This window comes from Bradyrhizobium betae, from assembly GCF_050632175.1.
Classification (GTDB): domain Bacteria; phylum Pseudomonadota; class Alphaproteobacteria; order Rhizobiales; family Xanthobacteraceae; genus Bradyrhizobium; species Bradyrhizobium betae_B.
This window is the reverse complement of sequence record NZ_CP192576.1, coordinates 2914612-2934691: the sequence shown is the minus strand read 5'-3', so window position 1 is coordinate 2934691 and position 20080 is coordinate 2914612. Positions and strand designations below refer to the sequence as shown.

Below are 20080 nucleotides of genomic sequence, written 5' to 3'. Positions count from 1 at the left end.
AACGACTGAGATTTCTGCAACGGCCGGCGAAAGCCGGCCGTTTGTTTTGCGTAGCCTGGATGGAGCGAAGCGTAATCCGGGGCCGCTGTCGCTTGTGGCACGATTCCCGGATTGCGCTACGCTCCATCCAGGCTACGACGACGTCGACTTGATCCATCCCGTCGCGAGCGCGTTCGCCAGTTCCGGCTGGTTGTTGCGGCGTGCCAGCGCGGCCATCGTCTCGTGATCATAAGCGACGTTGCGGAACGTCACCTGCCAGGCACCATTGATCAACTCGAGGATCGCATAGCGCGCGTGCGGCGTGCCGGCCTCGACGACATGCGGGAACGGATGCACGTCGCGATAGCCGGGGCTGCCGACGCTGCCGGGATTGACGATCAGCCGGCCGTCGCGCAAGCGCACGGCGCGGGCGAGATGGGTGTGGGCGCAGAGGATCAACGACTGTGTAATGCCTTGCGCGAACTGCTCGATCCGGTCGAGCGGCGATAGCGCCACCGTACCATCAGGATGCACGGTATCGAGCCAATAGACTTCGTCGTTTTCGGGCGTCGCGTGACAGAGAAAGACCTGGTCACGAAACACGCGCGTCGCTCGGCTGCGCGCGCAGCCAGTCGAGCTGCACGGCATCGAGCGCTTCGTAGGCTGGGCGATCCCATGACCCCATCTTCTCTGGGGGACGGTCGAGCAGATAGCGGTCGTGATTGCCGAGCACGTGCACGGCGTCGAGCGTCATCAGTATCTCGATGGTTCGCCGCGCATCGAGCGGGCCGCTCAGCATGTCGCCGAGATTGACGATGTCGGAGATGCCTTGCGCCCGGATATCGGCAAGCACCGCCTCCAGCGCGAGATGGTTTCCATGAACGTCGGCAATCGCGGCAAAACGCATTGGCATTCCCGTAGCTCGAATGGAGCGAAGCGTAATCCGGGCTACGCAACCTTATGCAGGAGGCGTGCCGTTGAGACCCAGCACATGGCCCGCGAGATAGAGCGAGCCTGATATCAGGATGCGCGGCGGCACTTCGTAGGCGAGATTCGACAGTTTGCGCAGCGCGGCCTCGATGCCGGGTGCGATCTCGACGCGCATGCCGAGACTGCGTGCGGCGTCGGCGAGGCGGTCGACCGGCATCGCGCCTTCGATGTCGGGAATCGGCACCGCGATGATGTGCCGGGTGAGGCCGGCGAAATTGGCAAGGAAAGCCTGCGCATCCTTGTTGGCCATCATGCCCGCAATCACCACCAGCGGCCGCGACACCCGCTCTTCGAGGTCGCCCAGCGCCGCCGCGGCGACGCGACCGCCCTCGGCATTGTGCCCGCCGTCGAGCCAGAGCTCCGACCCCTGCGGTCCGAAGGCGAGCAGTTCGCCCGAGGTGACGCGCTGCATCCGCGCCGGCCATTCGGCGCCGACGATGCCGGCCTCGAACGCCGCTTGATCGACTTTGAATGTCGCAATCGCGCGCAGCGTCGCGATCGCGAGGCCGGCATTGTCGAACTGATGGCGGCCGAACAGGCGTGGCGCCGCAAGATCCATCAGGCCGCGCTCGTCGGAATAGACCAGGCGGCCGTGCTCGACATTCACGTGCCAGCTCTCGTTCGCGGCAAACAGCGGCGCGCGCATGACCTTGGCTTGCGCCTCGATCACCGCCATCGCTTCGGCTGTCTGCTCGGCGCAAATCACGGGCACGCCGCGCTTGATGATCGCGGCTTTTTCGCCGGCGATGGAGATCAGCGTCGGCCCAAGGAAGTCCATGTGATCCATGCTGACAGGCGTGATCACACAGGCCGCGGGAACATCAACCACGTTGGTCGAATCGAGCCGGCCGCCGAGGCCGACTTCGAGCAGCACCACGTCGGCCGGGTTCTGCGCGAACAGGTGAAAGGCAGCCGCGGTCTTCAGCTCGAACACGGTCGCGGGCTCGCCGGCATTGACGCGCTCGACCTCTTCCAGCGCCGCGCGCAATTCGTCGTCGCCGACGAGCACGCCGCCGCCGACGCGGCCGAGGCGAAAACATTCATTGATGCGGACGAGATAGGGCGAGGTGTAGGCGTGGACGCGCAGGCCTGCCGCCTCCAGCGTCGCGCGCAGATAAGCGAGCGTCGAGCCCTTGCCGTTGGTGCCGGCGATATGGATCACCGGCGGCAGCTTGCGTTCGGGATGGCCGAGCCGCTCAAGCAGGCGGTGCATCCGCTCGAGCCCGAGATCGATGCGCTTCTGATGCAGGGCCGACAGCCGCCCGATCAATTCGCCGAGCGGCGGCTTTGCGTTGTCCGCGGAAGCGTTCACGCGTGCGGCGCGGCCGGCGCCACGTCGGGTGCCGATACGATCTGTGCCGGGCTGACGACCGGCTGCGCCGATTTGGACGCACTTTCCAGCGCGGGCGCCCTGGTCAGCAGACGGCAGAGCCGCGCCAGGGTCGGGCGCAAATCGTGGCGATGCACGACCATGTCCACCATGCCGTGCTCCTTCAGGTACTCGGCACGCTGGAATCCCTCGGGAAGCTTTTCGCGGATGGTCTGCTCGATCACGCGCGCGCCGGCAAAGCCGATCAGCGCGCCGGGTTCTGCGATCTGGACGTCGCCCAGCATCGCATAGGACGCGGTGACGCCGCCGGTGGTCGGGTTGGTCAGCACGACGATGTAGGGCAGCTTGGCCTCGCGCAGCATCTGCACGCCGACCGTGGTGCGCGGCATCTGCATCAGCGACAGGATGCCCTCCTGCATCCGCGCGCCGCCGGACGCGGCGAAGACGATGAACGGCGACTTCTTCTCGACCGCGAGCTCGAGCCCGCGGACGAGGGCCTCGCCCGCGGCCATGCCGAGCGATCCACCCATGAAATCGAAATCCTGCACGGCGATGACGACGGCCGCGCCTTCGAGCTTGCCGTAACCGACCTTGACCGCGTCGTTCAAATTGGTCCGCGCACGTGCATCCTTGATGCGGTCGGCGTATTTTTTCTCGTCGCGGAACTTGAGCGGATCGGGCGTGACGTCAGGCAAGGCCACGTCGAACCAGGTCTCGTTGTCGAAGATCGACTTCAGACGCGCCACTGCGCCCATGCGCATGTGGTAGTTCGAGCCGGGAATGACGAACTGGTTGGCCTCGACGTCCTTGTAGAACACGAGCTGTCCGGAATCCGGGCACTTGATCCACAGATTCTCCGGCGTCTCCCGCCGCAGCATGTTGCGGATTTTCGGCCGGACCACATTGGTAAGCCAGTTCATGGTTTGCTCCGATCAGAGCGTTTTCGAGCGAAGTGGATACCGGTTCGCGGCAAGAAAACGCGTCAAAACAAGAATGGCGAGCCCGCCCGGGGATCGCCTGAAGGGATATATGGCGGCCGGGCCACCGCCCGGCAAGCCGCCGTGTCGCCCGCCCTGGGAGCGGAATTATGGCCTATTCCGCCGCCTGTTGCGCAGCCCTGACGCCCTTGGCCAGGGCGGCAGTCAGCTCGGCCACGGCGTTAACGGTTTTGGCGGTCGCCCGGCCTTCCGCATCCAGGCTGTTCTTGAGCGCGTCGACCAGCGCGGTGCCGACCACCGAACCATCGGCCTTCTCGGCAATCGCGCGTGCCGCCTCCGGCGTACGAATGCCAAAGCCCACGCAGATCGGCAGCTTGGTATGCCGCTTGATACGCGCGACGGCTTCACCGACGACAGTCGCGTCCGCCGCTGCTGCACCGGTGATGCCGGCGATCGAGACGTAATAGACGAAGCCTGACGTATTCGAGAGCACGGCGGGCAGACGCTTGTCGTCGGTGGTCGGGGTCGCCAGGCGAATGAAGTTCAGGCCTGCCTTCAATGCGGGAATGCAGAGCTCGTCGTCTTCCTCCGGCGGCAAATCGACGATGATCAGGCCGTCAACGCCTGATGTCTTGGCATCAGCCAAGAACTTGTCGACGCCGTAAATGTAGATCGGATTGTAATAGCCCATCAGCACCAGCGGCGTGACATTGTCGTCCTTGCGGAAGCCGCGCACCAGCTCGAGCGTCTTCTTCAAGGTCGTGCCGTTCTTGAGCGCGCGCAGACCTGCTGCCTGAATCGAGGGGCCATCCGCCATCGGATCGGTGAAGGGAATGCCGAGTTCGATGACGTCGGAGCCTGCCTTGGGCAGCGCCTTGACGATCTCCAGCGATGTCGTGAGATCGGGATCGCCGGCCATCACATAGGTGACGAAGGCCGAGCGGCCCTGCTTCTTCAGCTCGGCAAAACGGGTGTCGATACGCGTGGTCACTTGCTCTTGCCCTTCAGGATGTCGCCGACCTGCGGGACGTCCTTGTCGCCGCGGCCGGAGAGATTGACGACCATCAGGTGGTCCTTCGGGCGCTTCGGTGCGAGCTCCATCACCTTGGCGATGGCGTGCGCCGGCTCGAGCGCGGGGATGATGCCTTCCAGCTTCGACAGCAGCTGGAATGCGGCGAGCGCCTCGTCGTCGGTCGCGGAAAGATAATTCACGCGACCGATTTCGTGCAGCCAGGAATGCTCGGGACCGATGCCGGGATAATCGAGGCCGGCCGAGATCGAATGCGCGTCCTGGATCTGGCCATCCGCGTCCATCAGAAGATAAGTGCGGTTACCGTGCAGCACGCCGGGACGGCCACCGGCGATCGAGGCGGCATGCAGCTGCGTGAGCCCATGGCCCGCGGCTTCGACGCCGAAGATCTCGACGGTGGAATCGTCGAGGAACGGATGGAACAGACCCATCGCATTCGAGCCGCCGCCGATGCAGGCGACCAGCGAATCCGGCAGCCGGCCTTCGATCTCCTGCATCTGCGCCTTGGTCTCGTTGCCGATGATCGACTGGAAATCGCGCACCAGCGTCGGATAGGGGTGCGGGCCCGCCACCGTGCCGATGCAGTAGAAGGTGTTGTGCACGTTGGTAACCCAGTCGCGCAGCGCCTCGTTCATGGCGTCCTTCAGCGTGCGCGTGCCCGACTGCACCGGCATCACCGTGGCGCCCAGCATCTCCATGCGGATGACGTTGGGTTGTTGCCGCTCGACATCGACCGCGCCCATGTAGACGATGCATTCGAGCCCAAACCGCGCGCACAGCGTCGCGGTGGCGACGCCGTGCTGGCCGGCGCCGGTCTCGGCGATAATGCGTTTCTTGCCCATGCGCCGCGCCAGCATGATCTGGCCGAGCACGTTGTTCACCTTATGCGAGCCGGTATGATTGAGCTCTTCGCGCTTCAGGTAGATCTTGGCGCCGCCGAGATACTCGGTCAGGCGTTCGGCGAAATACAGCGGCGAGGGCCGACCGACATAATTCTTGAGATAGCCGTTCATTTCGGTCTGAAAGGCCGGATCGGCCTTGGCCTCGGTGTAGGCCTTTTCCAGATCGAGAATCAGCGGCATCAGGGTTTCGGCGACGAAGCGTCCGCCGAAAATGCCGAAATGGCCGCGCTCGTCGGGGCCGCTGCGGTAGGAGTTTGGTTTGGCGATGTTCATCGGACGCTCAATTCTTGCGTGGCGCGGCTGGCGCGAATGAAGGCTTTGATCATCTCCGGATCCTTGACACCGGGAGCGCTCTCGACACCGGAGGAGACATCGACGCCGCCGGCGCGGGTGACGCGAACGGCTTCGGCGACGTTCCCTGCATGCAGGCCGCCCGAAACCATATACGGCAGCACGAGCTCCAGGTTTTGGAGAAGATGCCAATCGAAGGGCGCGCCGAGCCCGCCCGGCCGCGTCGCGTCCTTGGGCGGCCTCGCATCGAACAGGATGCGGTCGGCGACCGCTGCGTAGCCGGGCAGCGCGCCGAGGTCGGACGAGGTCTCGATCGGGAGCGCCTTCATCACCGGGCGACCGAATTTCTGCTTGATGTCGCGCAGCCGCGCGACGCTCTCCTTGCCATGGAGCTGAAAGATGTCCGGCGACAGCGCATCCATGATGTTGTCGAACGTGGCGTCGTCGGCATCGGCCGTGAGCGCGACCTTGAGTGCGCGCCGCTTCACCTGGCGGCCGAGGTCGCGCCCGGCCTCCAGCGACAGGTGCCGCGGCGACGGCGGGAAGAACACGAACCCCACCATGTCGGCGCCCGCATCGAGCGCTGTTTCGAGCGTCTCGCGCGTGGACAGGCCGCATATCTTGACGAGCAGGGACATGGTCTCAAAGCGGGTTGAGGCCGCAGCTTCGCGGCCGGAAAACAGGGTTTTCGGTTGCGGCCGCTTCTACAACGTCGCGCGCTGCTTGTCTCGCCCGACGGGCCCGTAAAGGCCCACCCCGGCGGGAACGGGGAGGCGCTGGGACCCGGGCTTTGCCGCGGCGGCCTCGGCCCGCAGATCGGCCAGTTCGAGCCTGGCAGCCCGCGCATCCGCATCGTTCCGGCGCGCCGCACGCCGCCAGTGCCGCTGGCCGAACCAGACCGCACAGCCGCCAACCAAGACCCCGAGGGCGCCCACCAGGATCAACAGCAGGAACAGCGGCAGCGTGACCGACAGCGACGGATCTTCCGAGATGAAGGGGTCGAAGGAGACGGTGACAAAATGCCGGTTGGCAACGGCGAAGGCCACCAGGATCAGGCCCAGCGGAATCACGATCAGCGCAGTCAGGAACTTTCGCATCGCGATCGCTCGTCTTGAATCAAGCTTGCTGCCGCATCATGCGGCTATCAGGTTAAACCCGGACGACAGTCGACGACGGCCTTAATCCGGCGCGCCGGGATCCGGATGGTCGCGGTTCAGCCGCTCGCGCATTTCCTTGCCGGTCTTGAAGAACGGAACGCTCTTCTGGTCGACAGGGACATGGGCTCCCGTACGGGGATTACGCCCGGCGCGTGCAGGGCGATGCTTGACCGAGAAGGCACCGAAGCCGCGCAACTCGACGCGATCACCGCGCGCGAGGGCCGCTACGATCTCTTCGAGAATCGCATTCACAATGTTCTCGACATCCCGCTGGTACAGATGCGGGTTGTGCTCGGCGATACGCTGAACAAGTTCGGATTTGATCATCGAGAGATAGGACCCGGGAGCGTGCGGATGACCATTTCCGTGAAAATACCGTGATCTGTCAAGACGCTAAATCAAGATTGAGTATCGCGAAAATACGTGACAAATGCCGAAAAAGCGGGCTGACCCGGCACCCGCAAGACGGGAAAAGCCTTTGAGGCTCGCCCGGACCCGTTAGTTTGACGCCGCCGGCTGCCACAGGGCCAGCATTCCATCCATTCCGAACCGGTCCACGGCCTGCACGACACCGGTTTGCCCGATCTGATGCGCAATCGAGCCTAAACCAAGCGCTTCCAGCGTCACGGCAGTGGCAGCCTTGAGGAACGGCAAATCGCCAAAACGAGGCTGAAGCTTGTAATCGCGGACGGTGAGCCCCTTCTTGACGCCCTTCTGCTCGACCAGCCAGGTCACCGCGGTCTTCTCGTCACCGAGCTGGTCAATCAGCTTGAGATCGATCGCCTGGCGCCCGGTGAAGACGCGGCCATCGGCGACTTTTTCAAGCTGCGTGTCATCCATGCCACGCCGCTCCTTCACCAGGCCCTTGAACCAGGCGTAGGAATCCTTCACCAGCGCGTCGAGCGCGGCGCGTGCCTCCGGGCTGGTCGGCTCGAAGCCGTTGGGCGCGGCCTTCAGCGGCGAGGACTTCACCTCCTCGACCTTGACGCCGACGGTCTTCAGCAGCTCCGAGACGTTGGGAAACTGGAACAGCACGCCGATCGAGCCGACCAGCGAGCTCTGCTGGGCGATGATATGGTCGCTCGCGATCGCCGTGATGTAACCGCCGGAGGCGGCAAGGCCTTCGACCACGACGACGAGCGGCTTCTTCGCCTTCAGCCTCACCAGCGAATCGTAAAGCTGCTCGGAGCCGGCGGTGGTGCCGCCCGGCGAATTGATATGGACGATGACGGCCGCGGCCTGCGAATTCTCCAACCGCTCCAGCGCCTGCGTGCGCTCGGAGTCGCTGCGGATCAGGCCCTCGATCTGAACGCGCGCGATCGAGCCCGCGGATGCGAACGTGCCGCGCGCACCCGGGGTTGCGATCAGCGCGAAGGTCGCAATCGCCGCAATCGCGATCAAGGCGGCCACGACGCGCCAGAACGTCAGCTTGCGGCGGATCCTGCGGCGATCGACGATGATGTCCGAATCGAGCGACATCGCAATATCTCCAAAATGAAAGGCCAGGCGCGTTGTGCCGTCACAGCGTGACCATTGGCTTATCTGGATACATCAATTGCGGCTCAATTTGAAGAAAACAAGGCCTGCGGCCGGTGGCCCAGATCAGCGCGCAAAAAAGCCCCGGCTCGCGCCGGGGCTTTGATGTCGGCGAAAACAAGCGTTTCGCTTACTTGTCGCGGTTCTTGAGCGCGGTGCCGAGGATGTCGCCGAGCGTCGCTCCCGAATCGGAGGAGCCGTACTGCGCGATGGCTTCCTTCTCTTCGGCGACTTCGAGCGCCTTGATCGACACCTGGACCTTGCGGGCCTTCTTGTCGAACTGGATCACGCGGGCATCGACCTTCTCGCCGACGGCAAAGCGTTCGGCGCGCTGGTCGTTGCGGTCACGCGCGAGCTCCGAGCGCTTGATGAAGGTCGAGAAGTCGGTCCCGGTGATCTTCACCTCGATGCCGCTTTCCTTCACTTCGAGCACTTCGCAGGTCACGACCGCGCCCTTCTTGACATCGCCCGGCTCGGCGAATGGGTCGCCTTCGAGCTGCTTGATGCCGAGCGAGATGCGCTCCTTCTCGACGTCCACATCGAGCACCACGGCCTTCACCATGTCGCCCTTCTTGTAGTTGTCGATCACCTGCTCGCCCGGAAGCTTCCAGTCGAGGTCGGAGAGATGGACCATGCCGTCGACGTCGCCCTCGAGGCCAAGGAACAGACCGAACTCGGTCTTGTTCTTGACTTCGCCCTCGACCACCGAACCGGTCGGGTGACCTTCGACGAAGACCTCCCAGGGGTTGCGCATGGTCTGCTTGAGGCCGAGCGAGATGCGGCGCTTGACGGAATCGACTTCGAGCACCTGCACTTCGACTTCCTGCGAGGTCGAAACGATCTTGCCGGGGTGCATGTTCTTCTTGGTCCACGACATCTCGGAGACGTGGATCAGGCCTTCGATGCCCGGCTCGAGCTCGACGAACGCACCGTAGTCGGTGATGTTGGTGACGCGGCCGGTGAAGCGGGCACCCAGCGGGTACTTGGCTTCGATGCCCTGCCACGGATCGTCCAGCAGCTGCTTCATGCCCAGCGAGATGCGGTGCGTCTCGTGGTTGATCTTGATGATCTTGACCTTCACGGTCTGGCCGATCGAGAGCACCTCGGTCGGGTGGTTGACGCGGCGCCACGCGATGTCAGTGACGTGCAGCAGGCCGTCGATACCGCCGAGGTCAACGAACGCACCGTAATCGGTGATGTTCTTGACCACGCCGTCGATGACCTGACCCTCTTCGAGGTTCTGCACCAGCTCCTGACGCTGCTCGGCGCGGGTCTCTTCCAGAACCGTGCGGCGGGAGACGACGATGTTGCCGCGGCGGCGGTCCATCTTGAGGATCTGGAACGGCTGCGAGTTGTTCATCAGCGGCGCAACGTCGCGGATCGGACGGATGTCGACCTGCGAGCGCGGCAGGAAGGCCACGGCACCGTCGAGGTCGACGGTGAAGCCGCCCTTGACCTGGTTGAAGATGACGCCGTTGACCTTCTCGTTGTTCTGGAAGGCCTTCTCGAGCTTGCCCCAGCTCTCTTCGCGGCGCGCCTTGTCGCGCGACAGCACGGCTTCGCCGAGGGCGTTCTCGATGCGATCGAGGAACACTTCCACCTCGTCGCCGACCTTGAGCTCGCTGTCACGGCCGGGGCCGGAAAATTCGCGCAGGGCGACGCGGCCCTCGGTCTTCAGGCCGACGTCGATGACGGCCATGTCCTTTTCAATTGCAACAACCTTGCCCTTGATGACGGAGCTCTCCTGCAGGTTGCCACCTGCGAAGGACTCATCGAGCATCGCGGCGAAATCATCGCGCGAGGGGCTATAGGTATCAGCGGAAGTCGAAGCCATTTGTTCTCCAGTTGCGGATGTCGTGCCGGCCGTTGGGTTCAAGGGCGTATCGGGCGCGCAGTGTCGGAAGGTCCACAAAACCTTCGAGCGACCGCTCGTTGCCCCGGTTTGAACCGGAACAGCGGAAGCGGGCCGGCTGAGGCCCGCGCATTCGATACGTGGAAAATCTTTGTCCGGAGCCTGGATCGCGCCGGTCCCGAAGGACCCGACGTATCGACCTCAAAGAGCGGGAGCGGGCGCTTCCTCCAATGACGGCAGCGGCTTAACCCCGCGACCGGCCCGCTCGGACGGCCTCGATAATGTCGATGGCGGCCCGGACGCCGCCTTCTATATCCAGTTGGGAGTTATCTAGCAAGTAAGCATCGACGGCGGGCTTCAGCGGCGCGATCGGCCGGTTCATGTCGCGCTCGTCGCGCTGGATGATGTCGGCAAGCACCGCAGCCTCATCCGCCTCCTCGCCCCTCGCCTTGGCCTCCAGGGTTCGGCGGCGGGCTCGGACCCTGGGGTCGGCGACGACGAAGATCTTCACATCGGCATCCGGGCAGATCACGGTTCCAATGTCGCGGCCATCAAGCACGGCGCCGGGCGGATCGGCGGCGAATTGCCGCTGGAAATTGACCAGGGCCTCGCGAACCCTGGGGATCGCGGAGACGATGGAGGCGCCCTCGCCGGCCTTCTGGGTCTTGAGGGCGGGATTGCCGAACTTTTCGGGATCGAGCTCCATGGCCGCCGCGACCGCCGCCGCCTCGTCGCGGAGATCATGACCCGACTGCATCAGCTCGTAGGCCACCGCGCGATAGATCACGCCGGTATCAAGATGACGATAGCCGTAGTGGTGGGCGAGCCTCTTGCCGAGCGTTCCCTTGCCCGAGGCGGCCGGTCCGTCGATGGCGATGATCATGAAAACTCTGCCCCAAGCGAACGCATCATCGGGATGAAATCCGGGAAACTGGTGGCGATGAAGGCGGTGTCGTCGACGGTGACGGGCTGGTCGGAGGCGCAGCCCATCACCAGCGCGGACATCGCGATGCGATGATCCATGTGCGTGGCGACGGTGCCGCCGCCGGGGACATGGCCGCGCCCCTCGACGATCAGATCGTCGCCGGAGACCTCGACCTTCACGCCGTTGACGCGGAGCATGTCGGCGGTGGCCTCGAGCCGATCGGATTCCTTGACGCGAAGCTCCTGCAAGCCGCGCATGATGGTGGTGCCCTCGGCGAAGGAGGCCGCCACCGCCAGCACGAGATATTCGTCGATCATCGACGGCGCGCGCTCGGGCGGCACTTCGACGCCGCGCAGTTTCGAGGCGCGCACGCGCAATTGCGCCATCGGCTCGCCGGCATCGCCGCGCACGTCGCTTTCCTCGATCGACGCGCCCATTTCGCGCAGCGTGGTGAACAGGCCGGTGCGCAGCGGATTGGTCATGACATCGGGCAGCACGACATCCGAGCCCTCGACGATCAAGGCGGCGACGACAGGGAAGGCCGCGGAGGATGGATCAGCGGGCACGATCACCGTCGCGCCATGCAGCTCGGGCTGGCCCACCAGCGTGATGCGGCGGCCGTGCCGACCTTCCGGCGTCGAGGTGATCTCGGCGCCGAAATGCTTGAGCATCAGCTCGGTATGGTCGCGGCTGGCCTCGCTCTCGATCACCGTCGTGGTTCCCGGCGCGGCGAGGCCCGCCAGCAGTACCGCCGATTTGATCTGGGCCGAGGCGACCGGGGTCTTGTAGGTGATCGGCAACGGATCGCGGGCGCCCTGGACGGTCAGCGGCAGACGGCCGCCATCGCCACCGGAAACGACCTTCGCGCCCATCTTTTCGAGCGGGTCCAGGATCCGGCGCATGGGGCGGCTGCGCAGCGAGGCGTCGCCATCGAACACAGCGGAGATCGGGCAGCCGGCAACGGCGCCCATGACGAGCCGGCAGCCGGTGCCGGAGTTGCCGAAATCGAGCGGCGCCTTGGGCTCGGCAAAGCCGGCGACGCCGACGCCGTTCACCTTCCAGGCGAAATCGCCGGTGCGCTCGACCCTGGCGCCCAGCGCCTGCATGGATTTGGCGGTATTGAGGACGTCCTCGCCCTCCAGCAAGCCCGAAATCCGGGTTTCGCCGACCGCAAGGGCGCCCAGGATGAGGGCGCGGTGGGAAATCGACTTGTCCCCGGGCACCCGCACTTTTCCGGTCAGGGGACCGCTGGCCCGCGACTTCAGCGGCGTCGGCTTGTCGGAATGGGTCAAGATTGTGTCCTTGGATGTACCCCTGGATGCCCCTTTGGGGCTCGCGGGCAGGTACCACAAGGTGTCCTCGCCGTCACCGGCATGTCTTTCTCCCGTAATGCGCTATTGACAGCGGGCCGCCAACTAGCCAAGTGAAACACCGCTTTTCCGACATTCCCAGGATTCCTCTGCCGTGGCCAAGTCCGAACTCGGAACCAAACGTATTTGCCCGACCACGGGCAAGAAGTTCTATGACCTCAACAAGACTCCGGTGATCTCGCCCTATACCGGCGAAGTCGTGCCGATTGCGCCGATTGCGCCGGCCCGCGCGAGCCGCGCCGAACCCCGCCATGCGCCGGCCGCCGACACCGCGCCGGAGCCGGCAGAGGTCGAGGAGGTCTCGCTCGAGGAGGCCGACGCCGAGGAAAACACCGGCAAGGTCAAGGCCGTCGTGCCCGAATCAGAGGACGATATCGAGGTCGACGAGACCATCGAGGACGACGACGATGATGATTCGACCTTCATCGCCGACGACGAAGAGGGCGATGAGGACGTCACCGACATCATTGGTGATGTCGGAGGTGATGAAGAGACTTGAGATAATCCCAGAACTGTGGTTCTGGGTCTTTCCCGACGCGCTGCCCACGGTGCGTCGGTCGGTTAAGGGGCCATAGCTCAGCTGGGAGAGCGCTTGCATGGCATGCAAGAGGTCGGCGGTTCGATCCCGCCTGGCTCCACCAGCCTTCGCGAAGCGAAGGTTGCCACGGCGAAGCCCGCAGGGCGAAGCCGGGCTTTGTCGAAATCCCCTACTCCCCAATCACCGCATTCAGCCGGTCCCTTAACGCGACAATCTCGTCCTTCATCGCCACCAGCTCCGAGACCGAGCAGTCCGTCGCCGCCAGGATCGATTGCGGCACGGCGCGCGCCTTGTCCTTCAGGGCGTGCCCCTGCGGCGTCAGCGCGATCAACACCTGACGCTCGTCCTCGCTCGAGCGCGTGCGCTTGACGAGATGCGCGGCCTCAAGCCGCTTCAGCAGCGGCGTCAGCGTACCCGAATCGAGAAACAGCTTTTCGCCGATGTCCTTGACCGGCACGTCATCGCGCTCCCACAGCACCAGCATCACCAGATATTGCGGATAGGTCAGGCCGAGCCGGTCGAGCAGCGGCTTGTAGACGCGGTTGAAGGCGTGCGCGGCGGAATAGACCGCAAAGCAGATCTGGTTGTCGAGGCGTTGCGGATCCAGGGTCGATAATTTCCGGGGCATAGAGAATCTCTCGAGGCTTCCCCATTCTGGGGCCGGGCGGCGGCACATTCAATTGCGAACAATTAAATGTGAGGCACGCAAATATCCATTGCGCGCAATCTAATTGTTGGCGATATAGAGCTCACTCCCACCGCAAGACCCCGAGGAGACGAAAATGTCCGTGAACGTCCTCTACAAAACCAGCGCAAAAGCCACCGGCGGCCGCGACGGCCATGCTGCGACCCTCGACGGCGCACTCGACGTCAAGCTCACCACGCCGAAGGAGCTCGGCGGCGGAGGTGGTGCCGGCAACAATCCCGAACAGCTGTTTGCGGCCGGCTACGCCGCCTGCTTCATCGGCGCGATGAAATTCGTGGCGTCCCAGGGCGGCCCGAAGGTGCCCGCTGACGCTTCCGTCACCTCGACCGTCGGCATCGGCCCGCGCTCGGAAGGCGGCTTCGGACTCGACATCGATCTTGCCGTCTCGCTGCCGGGCCTTGCCCGTGCCGAAGCCGAGGCGCTGGTCGAGAAGGCCCACCAGGTGTGCCCCTATTCCAATGCCACACGCGGCAATGTCGATGTTCGCCTGACGGTCGTCTGATCCAACGGCGGATTGGCTGGCCCGAGATCCCCCTCGGGCCGGCCGCATCTGTTTCATTTTGCCATGCCGCGGGATTGCACGGCGGCGCTGCATACGCCCCACCGCAACCAAGCCATTGCTGGCATAAAAAACCTCGCTAGGCCTGTGATCAAACGCCGACACAGGGGAAGCGAAGGCATGACTGAAGCCGTTTTGGGCGCAATGACCGGACTGCGCGTGATCGATCTCACGCGCGTGCTTGGCGGTCCCTACTGCACCCAGATCCTCGCCGACCATGGCGCCGATGTGATCAAGGTCGAGCCGCCCGCGGGCGACGAGGTGCGCGACTGGGGTCCTCCCTTCCACGAGGAGGATGCCGCCTATTTCATCGGCATCAACCGCAACAAGCGTTCGATCGGCCTCGACCTCGCCTCCGAAGGCGGCCGCGTCGTGCTGCTGAAGATGCTGGAGACGGCCGACGTCCTGATCGAGAATTTCAAGCCGGGCACGCTGGAGAAATGGGGCATCGGCAACGAGGTGTTGCGCGAGAAATTCCCGCGCCTCGTGCATTGCCGGATCTGCGGCTTCGGCGCCGACGGTCCGCGCGGCGGCAATCCCGGCTATGACGCCATCATCCAGGCGATGACGGGCATGATCGCGGCGACCGGCTCGCCCGAGAGCGGGCCGATGCGGATCGGCGTGCCGCTGGTCGACATCGGCACCGGCCTCTATGCAGCGATCGGCATTTTGATGGCGCTGTCGGAACGGCAGCGTTCGGGCAAAGGGCAGTTCCTCGAGACCACGCTGTACGAGACCGGCCTCGCCATCATGCATCCGCACACCGCGAATTATTTCATGCACGGCAAGCCGCCCGGCCTCACCGGCAACGAGCATCCCAATCTCGTTCCCTACGCGATCTTCCCGACCAAGACCGACAACATCTTCATCGGTGTCGGCAATGACGGCACCTTCCGCAAGCTCGCCAAGGAGATCGGCAAGCCCGAGCTCGGCACCGATCCGCGTTTTGCCCGCAACAAGGACCGCATCGCCAATCGCGAGGCCCTGCGCGCGGAACTCGCCGCCGTGTTCAGCCAGCACGAAGCCGAGCCGCTGTGCAATCGCCTGCTCGCCGCCGGCCTGCCCGCAGGTCCCGTGCAGAAGATCGACCAGGCGCTGACGAACCCGCACACAATTGCCCGCGGCGATGTCATCGAGAAAGACTGGTACAAGGGCGTGGCGTCGCCGATCCGGCTCGATCGCAGCAAGCCGAGCCTGCGCCGCCTGCCGCCGAAATTCAGCCAGCACGCGGCGGAGGTGCTGGGCGAGTTCGGGTATTCCAAGGCCGAGATCGATGCGATGGTCGAAAAGGGTACGGTCTGCGGCCCCGAGCGCAAGCGCTGAGATACGACGAAGATCGAGCCTCAAGGCAGGTGCGCTCCCTCTCCCGCTTGCGGGAGAGGGGTGGGGAGAGGGTGTCTCCGCAATGGGACAATCCCCCAGAGGAGAGAACCCTCACCCGCGCTGCGCGCGACCTCTCCCGCAAGCGGGAGAGGTTTTCGAGTTCGCGGCCCGTTCATCGACTCACACAAGCGATGCCGCACTGCGGCGCGGGCATGCATGTGCACTGCGAACGGAGGAGGCGGGCTGCGCCGCCTTCGCCTATTTGACGACTTCCCATTTGGCAGCGCTTGCTGCTTTCGTTTCTCCCGCTTACACAGTCATGTGAACGTCATATGGCGCTGCTAGCGCAAGCGATCGTTTTGACGGCCAAGAGACGGCCAAGGGAGGTTACTTGATGGCTCTTCGACACTTTGGAGCGGCTGCCGCATTCGCAGTCACGGTTGGCATGTCGGCTTCGCCGGCGCTGGCTGTGACCGAGATCCAGTGGTGGCACGCGATGACCGGCGCCAACAATGACGTCATCGTCAAGCTCGCCACCGACTTCAACGCGTCGCAGACCGATTACAAGGTCATCCCGACCTACAAGGGCAACTACCCCGACACGATGAACGCCGGCATCGCCGCGTTCCGCGCCGGCAACGCCCCGCACATCATGCAGGTGTTCGAAGTCGGCACCGCGACCATGATGGCCGCGACCGGCGCCGTGAAGCCCGTCTACAAGCTGATGGCCGAGGCCGGCGAGAAGTTCGACCCCAAGATCTACCTGCCCGCCATCACCGGCTACTATTCGACCTCGAAGGGCGAGATGCTGTCGTTCCCCTTCAACTCGTCCTCGACCGTGATGTGGGTCAATCTTGACGAGCTCAAGAAGGCGAACGTCGAGATCCCGAAGACCTGGCCGGAAACCTTCGCGGCCGCCAAGAAGCTTCACGACAACGGCCATCCGACCTGCGGCTTCTCCGGTTCCTGGATCACCTGGGTCAATCTCGAGCAGCTCTCCGCCTGGCACAACGTGCCGCTCGCCAGCAAGGCCAACGGCCTCGATGGCTTCGACACCGTGCTCGAATTCAACGGCCCGCTGCAGGTCAAGCATCTCGAGAAGCTGATCGAGCTGCAAAAGGACAAGACCTACGACTATGCCGGCCGCACCAACACCGGCGAAGGCCGCTTCACCTCGGGCGAATGCCCGATCTACCTGACGTCGTCGGCCTTCTTCGGCAACGTCAAGGCGCAGGCCAAGTTCGCCTTCACCGCCGTGCCGATGCCGTATTATCCGGACGTGAAGGGCGCACCGCAGAACTCGATCATCGGCGGCGCTTCGCTGTGGGTGATGGGCGGCAAGTCGGCCGACGAGTACAAGGGCGTCGCGAAGTTCCTGACCTTCCTCTCGGACACTGATCGCCAGGTCTACATCCACAAGGCCTCCGGCTATCTGCCGATCACCAAGGCGGCCTATGACAAGGCCAAGGCCGAGGGCTTCTACAAGGACCAGCCCTACCTCGAGACCCCGCTGCTCGAGCTGACCAACAAGGAGCCGACCGAGAACTCCCGTGGCCTGCGCCTCGGCAACATGGTGCAGCTGCGTGACGTCTGGTCGGAAGAGATCGAGCAGGCGCTCGCCGGCAAGAAGACCGCCAAGCAGGCGCTCGATGCCGCCGTCGAACGCGGCAACACCATGCTGCGTCAGTTCGAAAAGACCGCTGTGAAATAAGGTGAAGACACCGGCAGGCCGCAAGGCCTGCCGGTGTCGTCCATCATGCAGAAGCAAGCCATTTTCCAATCGAAGCTATTGCCTTACGCGCTGGTTGCGCCGCAGCTCGCGATCGTCCTGATTTTCTTTTATTGGCCGGCCTTGCAGGCGGTGATCCAGTCCTTCCTGCTGCAGGACGCCTTTGGACTGTCGACCACCTTCGTCTGGTTCGAGAATTATATCGATCTCTTCAAGGACCCCGCTTATTTCGAGGCGATCGTCCGGACCTTCCTGTTCTCGTTCGCCATCGCCGTCTCGTCGCTGTCCTTTGCGCTGCTGCTCGCCGTGATGGCGGACAAGCCCCTGCGCGGCTCGATGCTCTACCGCACGCTCTTGATCTGGCCTTATGCGGTCGCGCCGCCCGTCGTCGGCGTGCTCTGGATCTTCATGCTGCATCCCTCGCTCGGCGTGCTCTCGCGCTATCTGCGCGCAATGGGCATCGACTGGAATCCGCTGCTCGACGGCGACCAGGCCGCGGCACTGATCATCCTCGCCGCCGCGTGGAAGCAGATCTCCTACAACTTCCTGTTCTTCCTCGCCGGCCTCGCGGCTATTCCCAAGAGCGTGTTCGAAGCCGCCGCGATCGACGGCGCCCGGCCGATGCGCCGGTTCTGGACCGTGACCTTCCCGCTGCTGTCGCCGACCATCTTTTTCCTGCTGGTCGTCAACATCGTCTACGCCTTCTTCGACACCTTCGGCATCATCGACACCATGACGCGCGGCGGTCCCGGCACATCGACGGTCACGCTGGTCTACAAGGTCTATTCCGACGGCCTGCTCGGCGGCAATCTCGGCAGCTCGGCGGCGCAATCGGTGATCCTGATGGTCATGGTGATCGTGCTGACGGGAATCCAGTTCCGCTTCGTCGAACGCAAGGTGACCTACTGATGGTCGAGGAAGAGGGCTTCCGGCGCTACGTCGCCCATTTCATTCTCTGGATCGGGATCGCGGTCGTTGCGTTTCCGGTCTACATCGCGATCATCGCCTCGACGCAGGACAACGCGCTGATCGCCAACGGGCAGATGTCGCTGCTGCCGGGCGGGCATTTCCTCGAGACCTACTACCAGACCATCTTCGTCGGCACGAGCGGCTCGACCCGCGAGCCCGTCGGCAACATGATGCTGAACTCGCTGGTGATGGCGCTGGCGATCGCGATCGGCAAGATCGCGATCTCGATCATCTCGGCCTATGCCATCGTGTATTTCCGCTTTCCGTTCCGGATGCCGATCTTCTGGATCATCTTCATCACGCTGATGCTGCCGGTCGAGGTCCGCATCTATCCGACCTACAAGATCGTCGCCGACCTGCACATGCTCGACAGCTATGCAGGCCTCGCGCTGCCGCTGATCGCGTCGGCGACGGCGACGCTGCTGTTCCGGCAATTCTTCATGACCGTGCCGGATGAACTGCTGGAAGCCTCGCGCATCGACGGCGCCGGTCCGCTGCGTTTCTTCTGGGACACGCTGCTGCCGCTGTCGCGCACCAACATGGCTGCGCTGTTCGTGATTCTCTTCATCCTCGGCTGGAATCAATATCTCTGGCCGCTGCTGATCACCACCCGCGACGACATGCAGACCATCCAGGTCGGCATCCGCAAGATGATCACCACCACCGACGCGCTGACCGAATGGCCGATCGTGATGGCGACTGCCGTGCTGGCGATGCTGCCGCCGGTGTTCGTCGTCGTCGTCATGCAGAAGCTGTTCGTGCGCGGTCTGGTCGAGACCGAGAAGTAAGCGAGTTCGTATGGCCAACGTCACCCTGCGCAACGTGCGCAAGACCTATCCCGGCGGCTTCGAGGCCATCAAGGGCGTCAATGTCGACGTCGCCGACGGCCAGTTCTGCGTGCTGGTCGGCCCCTCCGGCTGCGGCAAGTCGACACTGCTGCGCATGGTCGCGGGGCTCGAGACCGTTACCGGCGGCGAGATCGACATCGGCGGCCGGATCGTCAACCAGATCGAGCCCGCCGACCGCGACATCGCGATGGTGTTCCAGAACTACGCGCTCTATCCGCATATGAGCGTCTTCAACAACATGGCCTACGGCCTGCGCAACCGCGGCATGAAGGAGGCCGAGGTCAAGACCCGCGTCGACGAGGCCGCGCGCGTGCTCGAGCTCACCTCGATGCTGGATCGCAAGCCGCGCCAGCTCTCCGGCGGCCAGCGCCAGCGCGTCGCCATGGGCCGCGCCATCGTGCGCCAGCCCAAGGTGTTCCTGTTCGACGAGCCGCTGTCGAACCTCGATGCAAAGCTGCGCATCGCGATGCGCGTCGAGATCCGCAAATTGCAGCGCCGCCTCAACACGACGTCGATCTACGTCACCCACGACCAGCTCGAGGCCATGACGCTCGCCGATATTCTCGTGGTGATGAACGGCGGCCAGGTCGAGCAGGTCGGCAATCCGCTGGCGATCTACGAGAAGCCGGCGACGACCTTCGTCGCTTCGTTCATCGGCGCGCCGCCGATGAACCTGATGTCGATACGCTCCGACGAGATCAAGTCGCAGCTCGGCGGCAGCGCAAGCGAGGCCGGCATCCTCGGCATCCGTCCGGAGGATTTCGTCATCACCGACCAGACACCTGCCGGCGGCGTCGCGCTTCCGCTCACGATCGAAGCCATCGAGCGCGTCGGCGCCGAAACCTTCATCTACGGCTCGCGCGCCGAGGACGAGCAGCAGAATCGCCGCCACACCCGGCGAGCTTCCGCCCGGCGAGGTCATCGTCCGCGTCCCCGGAACCGAGGCCCCCGCCATCGGCGCGAAAATCCGCGTCGCAGCGGTGCGGGCGAAGCTGCATCTGTTCAGCACGGATGGACGGACGCGGATCGAGGCCTGACGGGTTCCATCAAACGGAAGTGCGAAAACAACCCCATGCACAGTAGAAGGGGGTCTGTTTTCATTCAGAAA

General features: G+C 64.2%; 18 protein-coding genes, 1 tRNA gene and 2 pseudogenes. 8 read left to right on the top strand and 13 right to left on the bottom strand.

Translation table 11 applies throughout. The features are described 5' to 3' along the window. Positions 1–132 precede the first annotated feature (132 nt). The 12 genes and pseudogenes from ACQ86E_RS14240 to aroA all read right to left on the bottom strand — a co-directional run bounded on the left by ACQ86E_RS14240 (position 133) and on the right by aroA (position 12222). Positions 133–886 (bottom strand): annotated as a pseudogene (locus tag ACQ86E_RS14240) (metallophosphoesterase family protein). A 51-nt stretch (positions 887–937) separates the two neighbouring features. Then, positions 938–2281: a bifunctional folylpolyglutamate synthase/dihydrofolate synthase gene (locus tag ACQ86E_RS14235; RefSeq protein WP_431205900.1), complete on the bottom strand. Its 1344-nt coding sequence runs from the start codon at positions 2279–2281 to the stop codon at positions 938–940. Then, the gene (gene accD, locus ACQ86E_RS14230; RefSeq protein WP_431205899.1) at positions 2278–3219 is read right to left on the bottom strand and encodes an acetyl-CoA carboxylase, carboxyltransferase subunit beta; all 942 of its coding nucleotides are present in this window, start codon (positions 3217–3219) and stop codon (positions 2278–2280) included. Before accD ends, ACQ86E_RS14235 begins: the two co-directional genes overlap by 4 nt. A gap of 172 nt (positions 3220–3391) precedes the next feature. Then, positions 3392–4228 (bottom strand): tryptophan synthase subunit alpha, encoded by an 837-nt coding sequence (trpA, locus tag ACQ86E_RS14225; protein WP_431205898.1) that lies wholly within the window; start codon positions 4226–4228, stop codon positions 3392–3394. Then, on the bottom strand, positions 4225–5442 hold the full coding sequence (trpB, locus tag ACQ86E_RS14220; protein WP_431205897.1) for a tryptophan synthase subunit beta: 1218 nt from the start codon (positions 5440–5442) through the stop codon (positions 4225–4227). The genes trpA and trpB overlap by 4 nt, the downstream gene beginning before the upstream one ends. Continuing rightward, positions 5439–6098, bottom strand: a complete 660-nt coding sequence (locus tag ACQ86E_RS14215) for a phosphoribosylanthranilate isomerase (protein ID WP_431205896.1) — start codon at positions 6096–6098, stop codon at positions 5439–5441. Before ACQ86E_RS14215 ends, trpB begins: the two co-directional genes overlap by 4 nt. A gap of 66 nt (positions 6099–6164) precedes the next feature. Then, positions 6165–6557, bottom strand: coding sequence for a DUF1049 domain-containing protein (locus ACQ86E_RS14210; RefSeq protein ID WP_431205895.1), 393 nt, complete (start codon positions 6555–6557; stop codon positions 6165–6167). Positions 6558–6638: 81 nt separating this feature from the next. Next, positions 6639–6944 (bottom strand): integration host factor subunit beta, encoded by a 306-nt coding sequence (locus ACQ86E_RS14205; RefSeq protein ID WP_007598410.1) that lies wholly within the window; start codon positions 6942–6944, stop codon positions 6639–6641. A gap of 171 nt (positions 6945–7115) precedes the next feature. Then, the gene (gene sppA / locus ACQ86E_RS14200) at positions 7116–8096 is read right to left on the bottom strand and encodes a signal peptide peptidase SppA (RefSeq protein ID WP_431205894.1); all 981 of its coding nucleotides are present in this window, start codon (positions 8094–8096) and stop codon (positions 7116–7118) included. 187 nt (positions 8097–8283) lie between these two features. Further along, complete coding sequence (gene rpsA, locus ACQ86E_RS14195) at positions 8284–9987, bottom strand: 30S ribosomal protein S1 (RefSeq protein ID WP_431205893.1); 1704 nt, start codon at positions 9985–9987, stop codon at positions 8284–8286. A 262-nt stretch (positions 9988–10249) separates the two neighbouring features. Further along, on the bottom strand, positions 10250–10888 hold the full coding sequence (gene cmk / locus ACQ86E_RS14190; protein WP_431205892.1) for a (d)CMP kinase: 639 nt from the start codon (positions 10886–10888) through the stop codon (positions 10250–10252). After that, a complete protein-coding gene (aroA, locus tag ACQ86E_RS14185) occupies positions 10885–12222 on the bottom strand; it encodes a 3-phosphoshikimate 1-carboxyvinyltransferase (RefSeq protein ID WP_431205891.1) in 1338 nt (445 codons plus the stop codon). The genes cmk and aroA overlap by 4 nt, the downstream gene beginning before the upstream one ends. 172 nt (positions 12223–12394) lie before the next feature. Here aroA and ACQ86E_RS14180 point away from each other — a divergent pair, with 172 nt between their 5' ends. Together ACQ86E_RS14180 and ACQ86E_RS14175 are read left to right on the top strand one after the other, a co-directional pair. Continuing rightward, on the top strand, positions 12395–12799 hold the full coding sequence (locus ACQ86E_RS14180; protein WP_143842650.1) for a TIGR02300 family protein: 405 nt from the start codon (positions 12395–12397) through the stop codon (positions 12797–12799). Between the two features lie 66 nt (positions 12800–12865). Next, positions 12866–12941: transfer RNA gene (locus ACQ86E_RS14175), tRNA-Ala, on the top strand. Positions 12942–13007: 66 nt separating this feature from the next. Here the strand turns inward: ACQ86E_RS14175 and ACQ86E_RS14170 are convergent. Beyond that, the gene (locus ACQ86E_RS14170) at positions 13008–13466 is read right to left on the bottom strand and encodes a MarR family winged helix-turn-helix transcriptional regulator (RefSeq protein WP_431205890.1); all 459 of its coding nucleotides are present in this window, start codon (positions 13464–13466) and stop codon (positions 13008–13010) included. 154 nt (positions 13467–13620) lie between these two features. Between ACQ86E_RS14170 and ACQ86E_RS14165 the strand changes: the two genes are divergently transcribed. The 6 genes and pseudogenes from ACQ86E_RS14165 to ACQ86E_RS14140 all read left to right on the top strand — a co-directional run bounded on the left by ACQ86E_RS14165 (position 13621) and on the right by ACQ86E_RS14140 (position 20009). Beyond that, a complete protein-coding gene (locus ACQ86E_RS14165; protein ID WP_061023501.1) occupies positions 13621–14046 on the top strand; it encodes an organic hydroperoxide resistance protein in 426 nt (141 codons plus the stop codon). A gap of 177 nt (positions 14047–14223) precedes the next feature. Then, a complete protein-coding gene (locus tag ACQ86E_RS14160) occupies positions 14224–15426 on the top strand; it encodes a CaiB/BaiF CoA transferase family protein (protein WP_431205889.1) in 1203 nt (400 codons plus the stop codon). Between the two features lie 394 nt (positions 15427–15820). Continuing rightward, on the top strand, positions 15821–17137 hold the full coding sequence (gene ugpB, locus ACQ86E_RS14155; RefSeq protein ID WP_431205888.1) for a sn-glycerol-3-phosphate ABC transporter substrate-binding protein UgpB: 1317 nt from the start codon (positions 15821–15823) through the stop codon (positions 17135–17137). 45 nt (positions 17138–17182) lie between these two features. Beyond that, a complete protein-coding gene (gene ugpA / locus ACQ86E_RS14150; RefSeq protein WP_431205887.1) occupies positions 17183–18064 on the top strand; it encodes a sn-glycerol-3-phosphate ABC transporter permease UgpA in 882 nt (293 codons plus the stop codon). Further along, positions 18064–18912, top strand: coding sequence for a sn-glycerol-3-phosphate ABC transporter permease UgpE (gene ugpE, locus ACQ86E_RS14145; RefSeq protein WP_014438747.1), 849 nt, complete (start codon positions 18064–18066; stop codon positions 18910–18912). Before ugpA ends, ugpE begins: the two co-directional genes overlap by 1 nt. Before the next feature lie 10 nt (positions 18913–18922). Next, positions 18923–20009, top strand: a pseudogene (locus ACQ86E_RS14140) (sn-glycerol-3-phosphate import ATP-binding protein UgpC). Positions 20010–20080 lie beyond the last annotated feature (71 nt).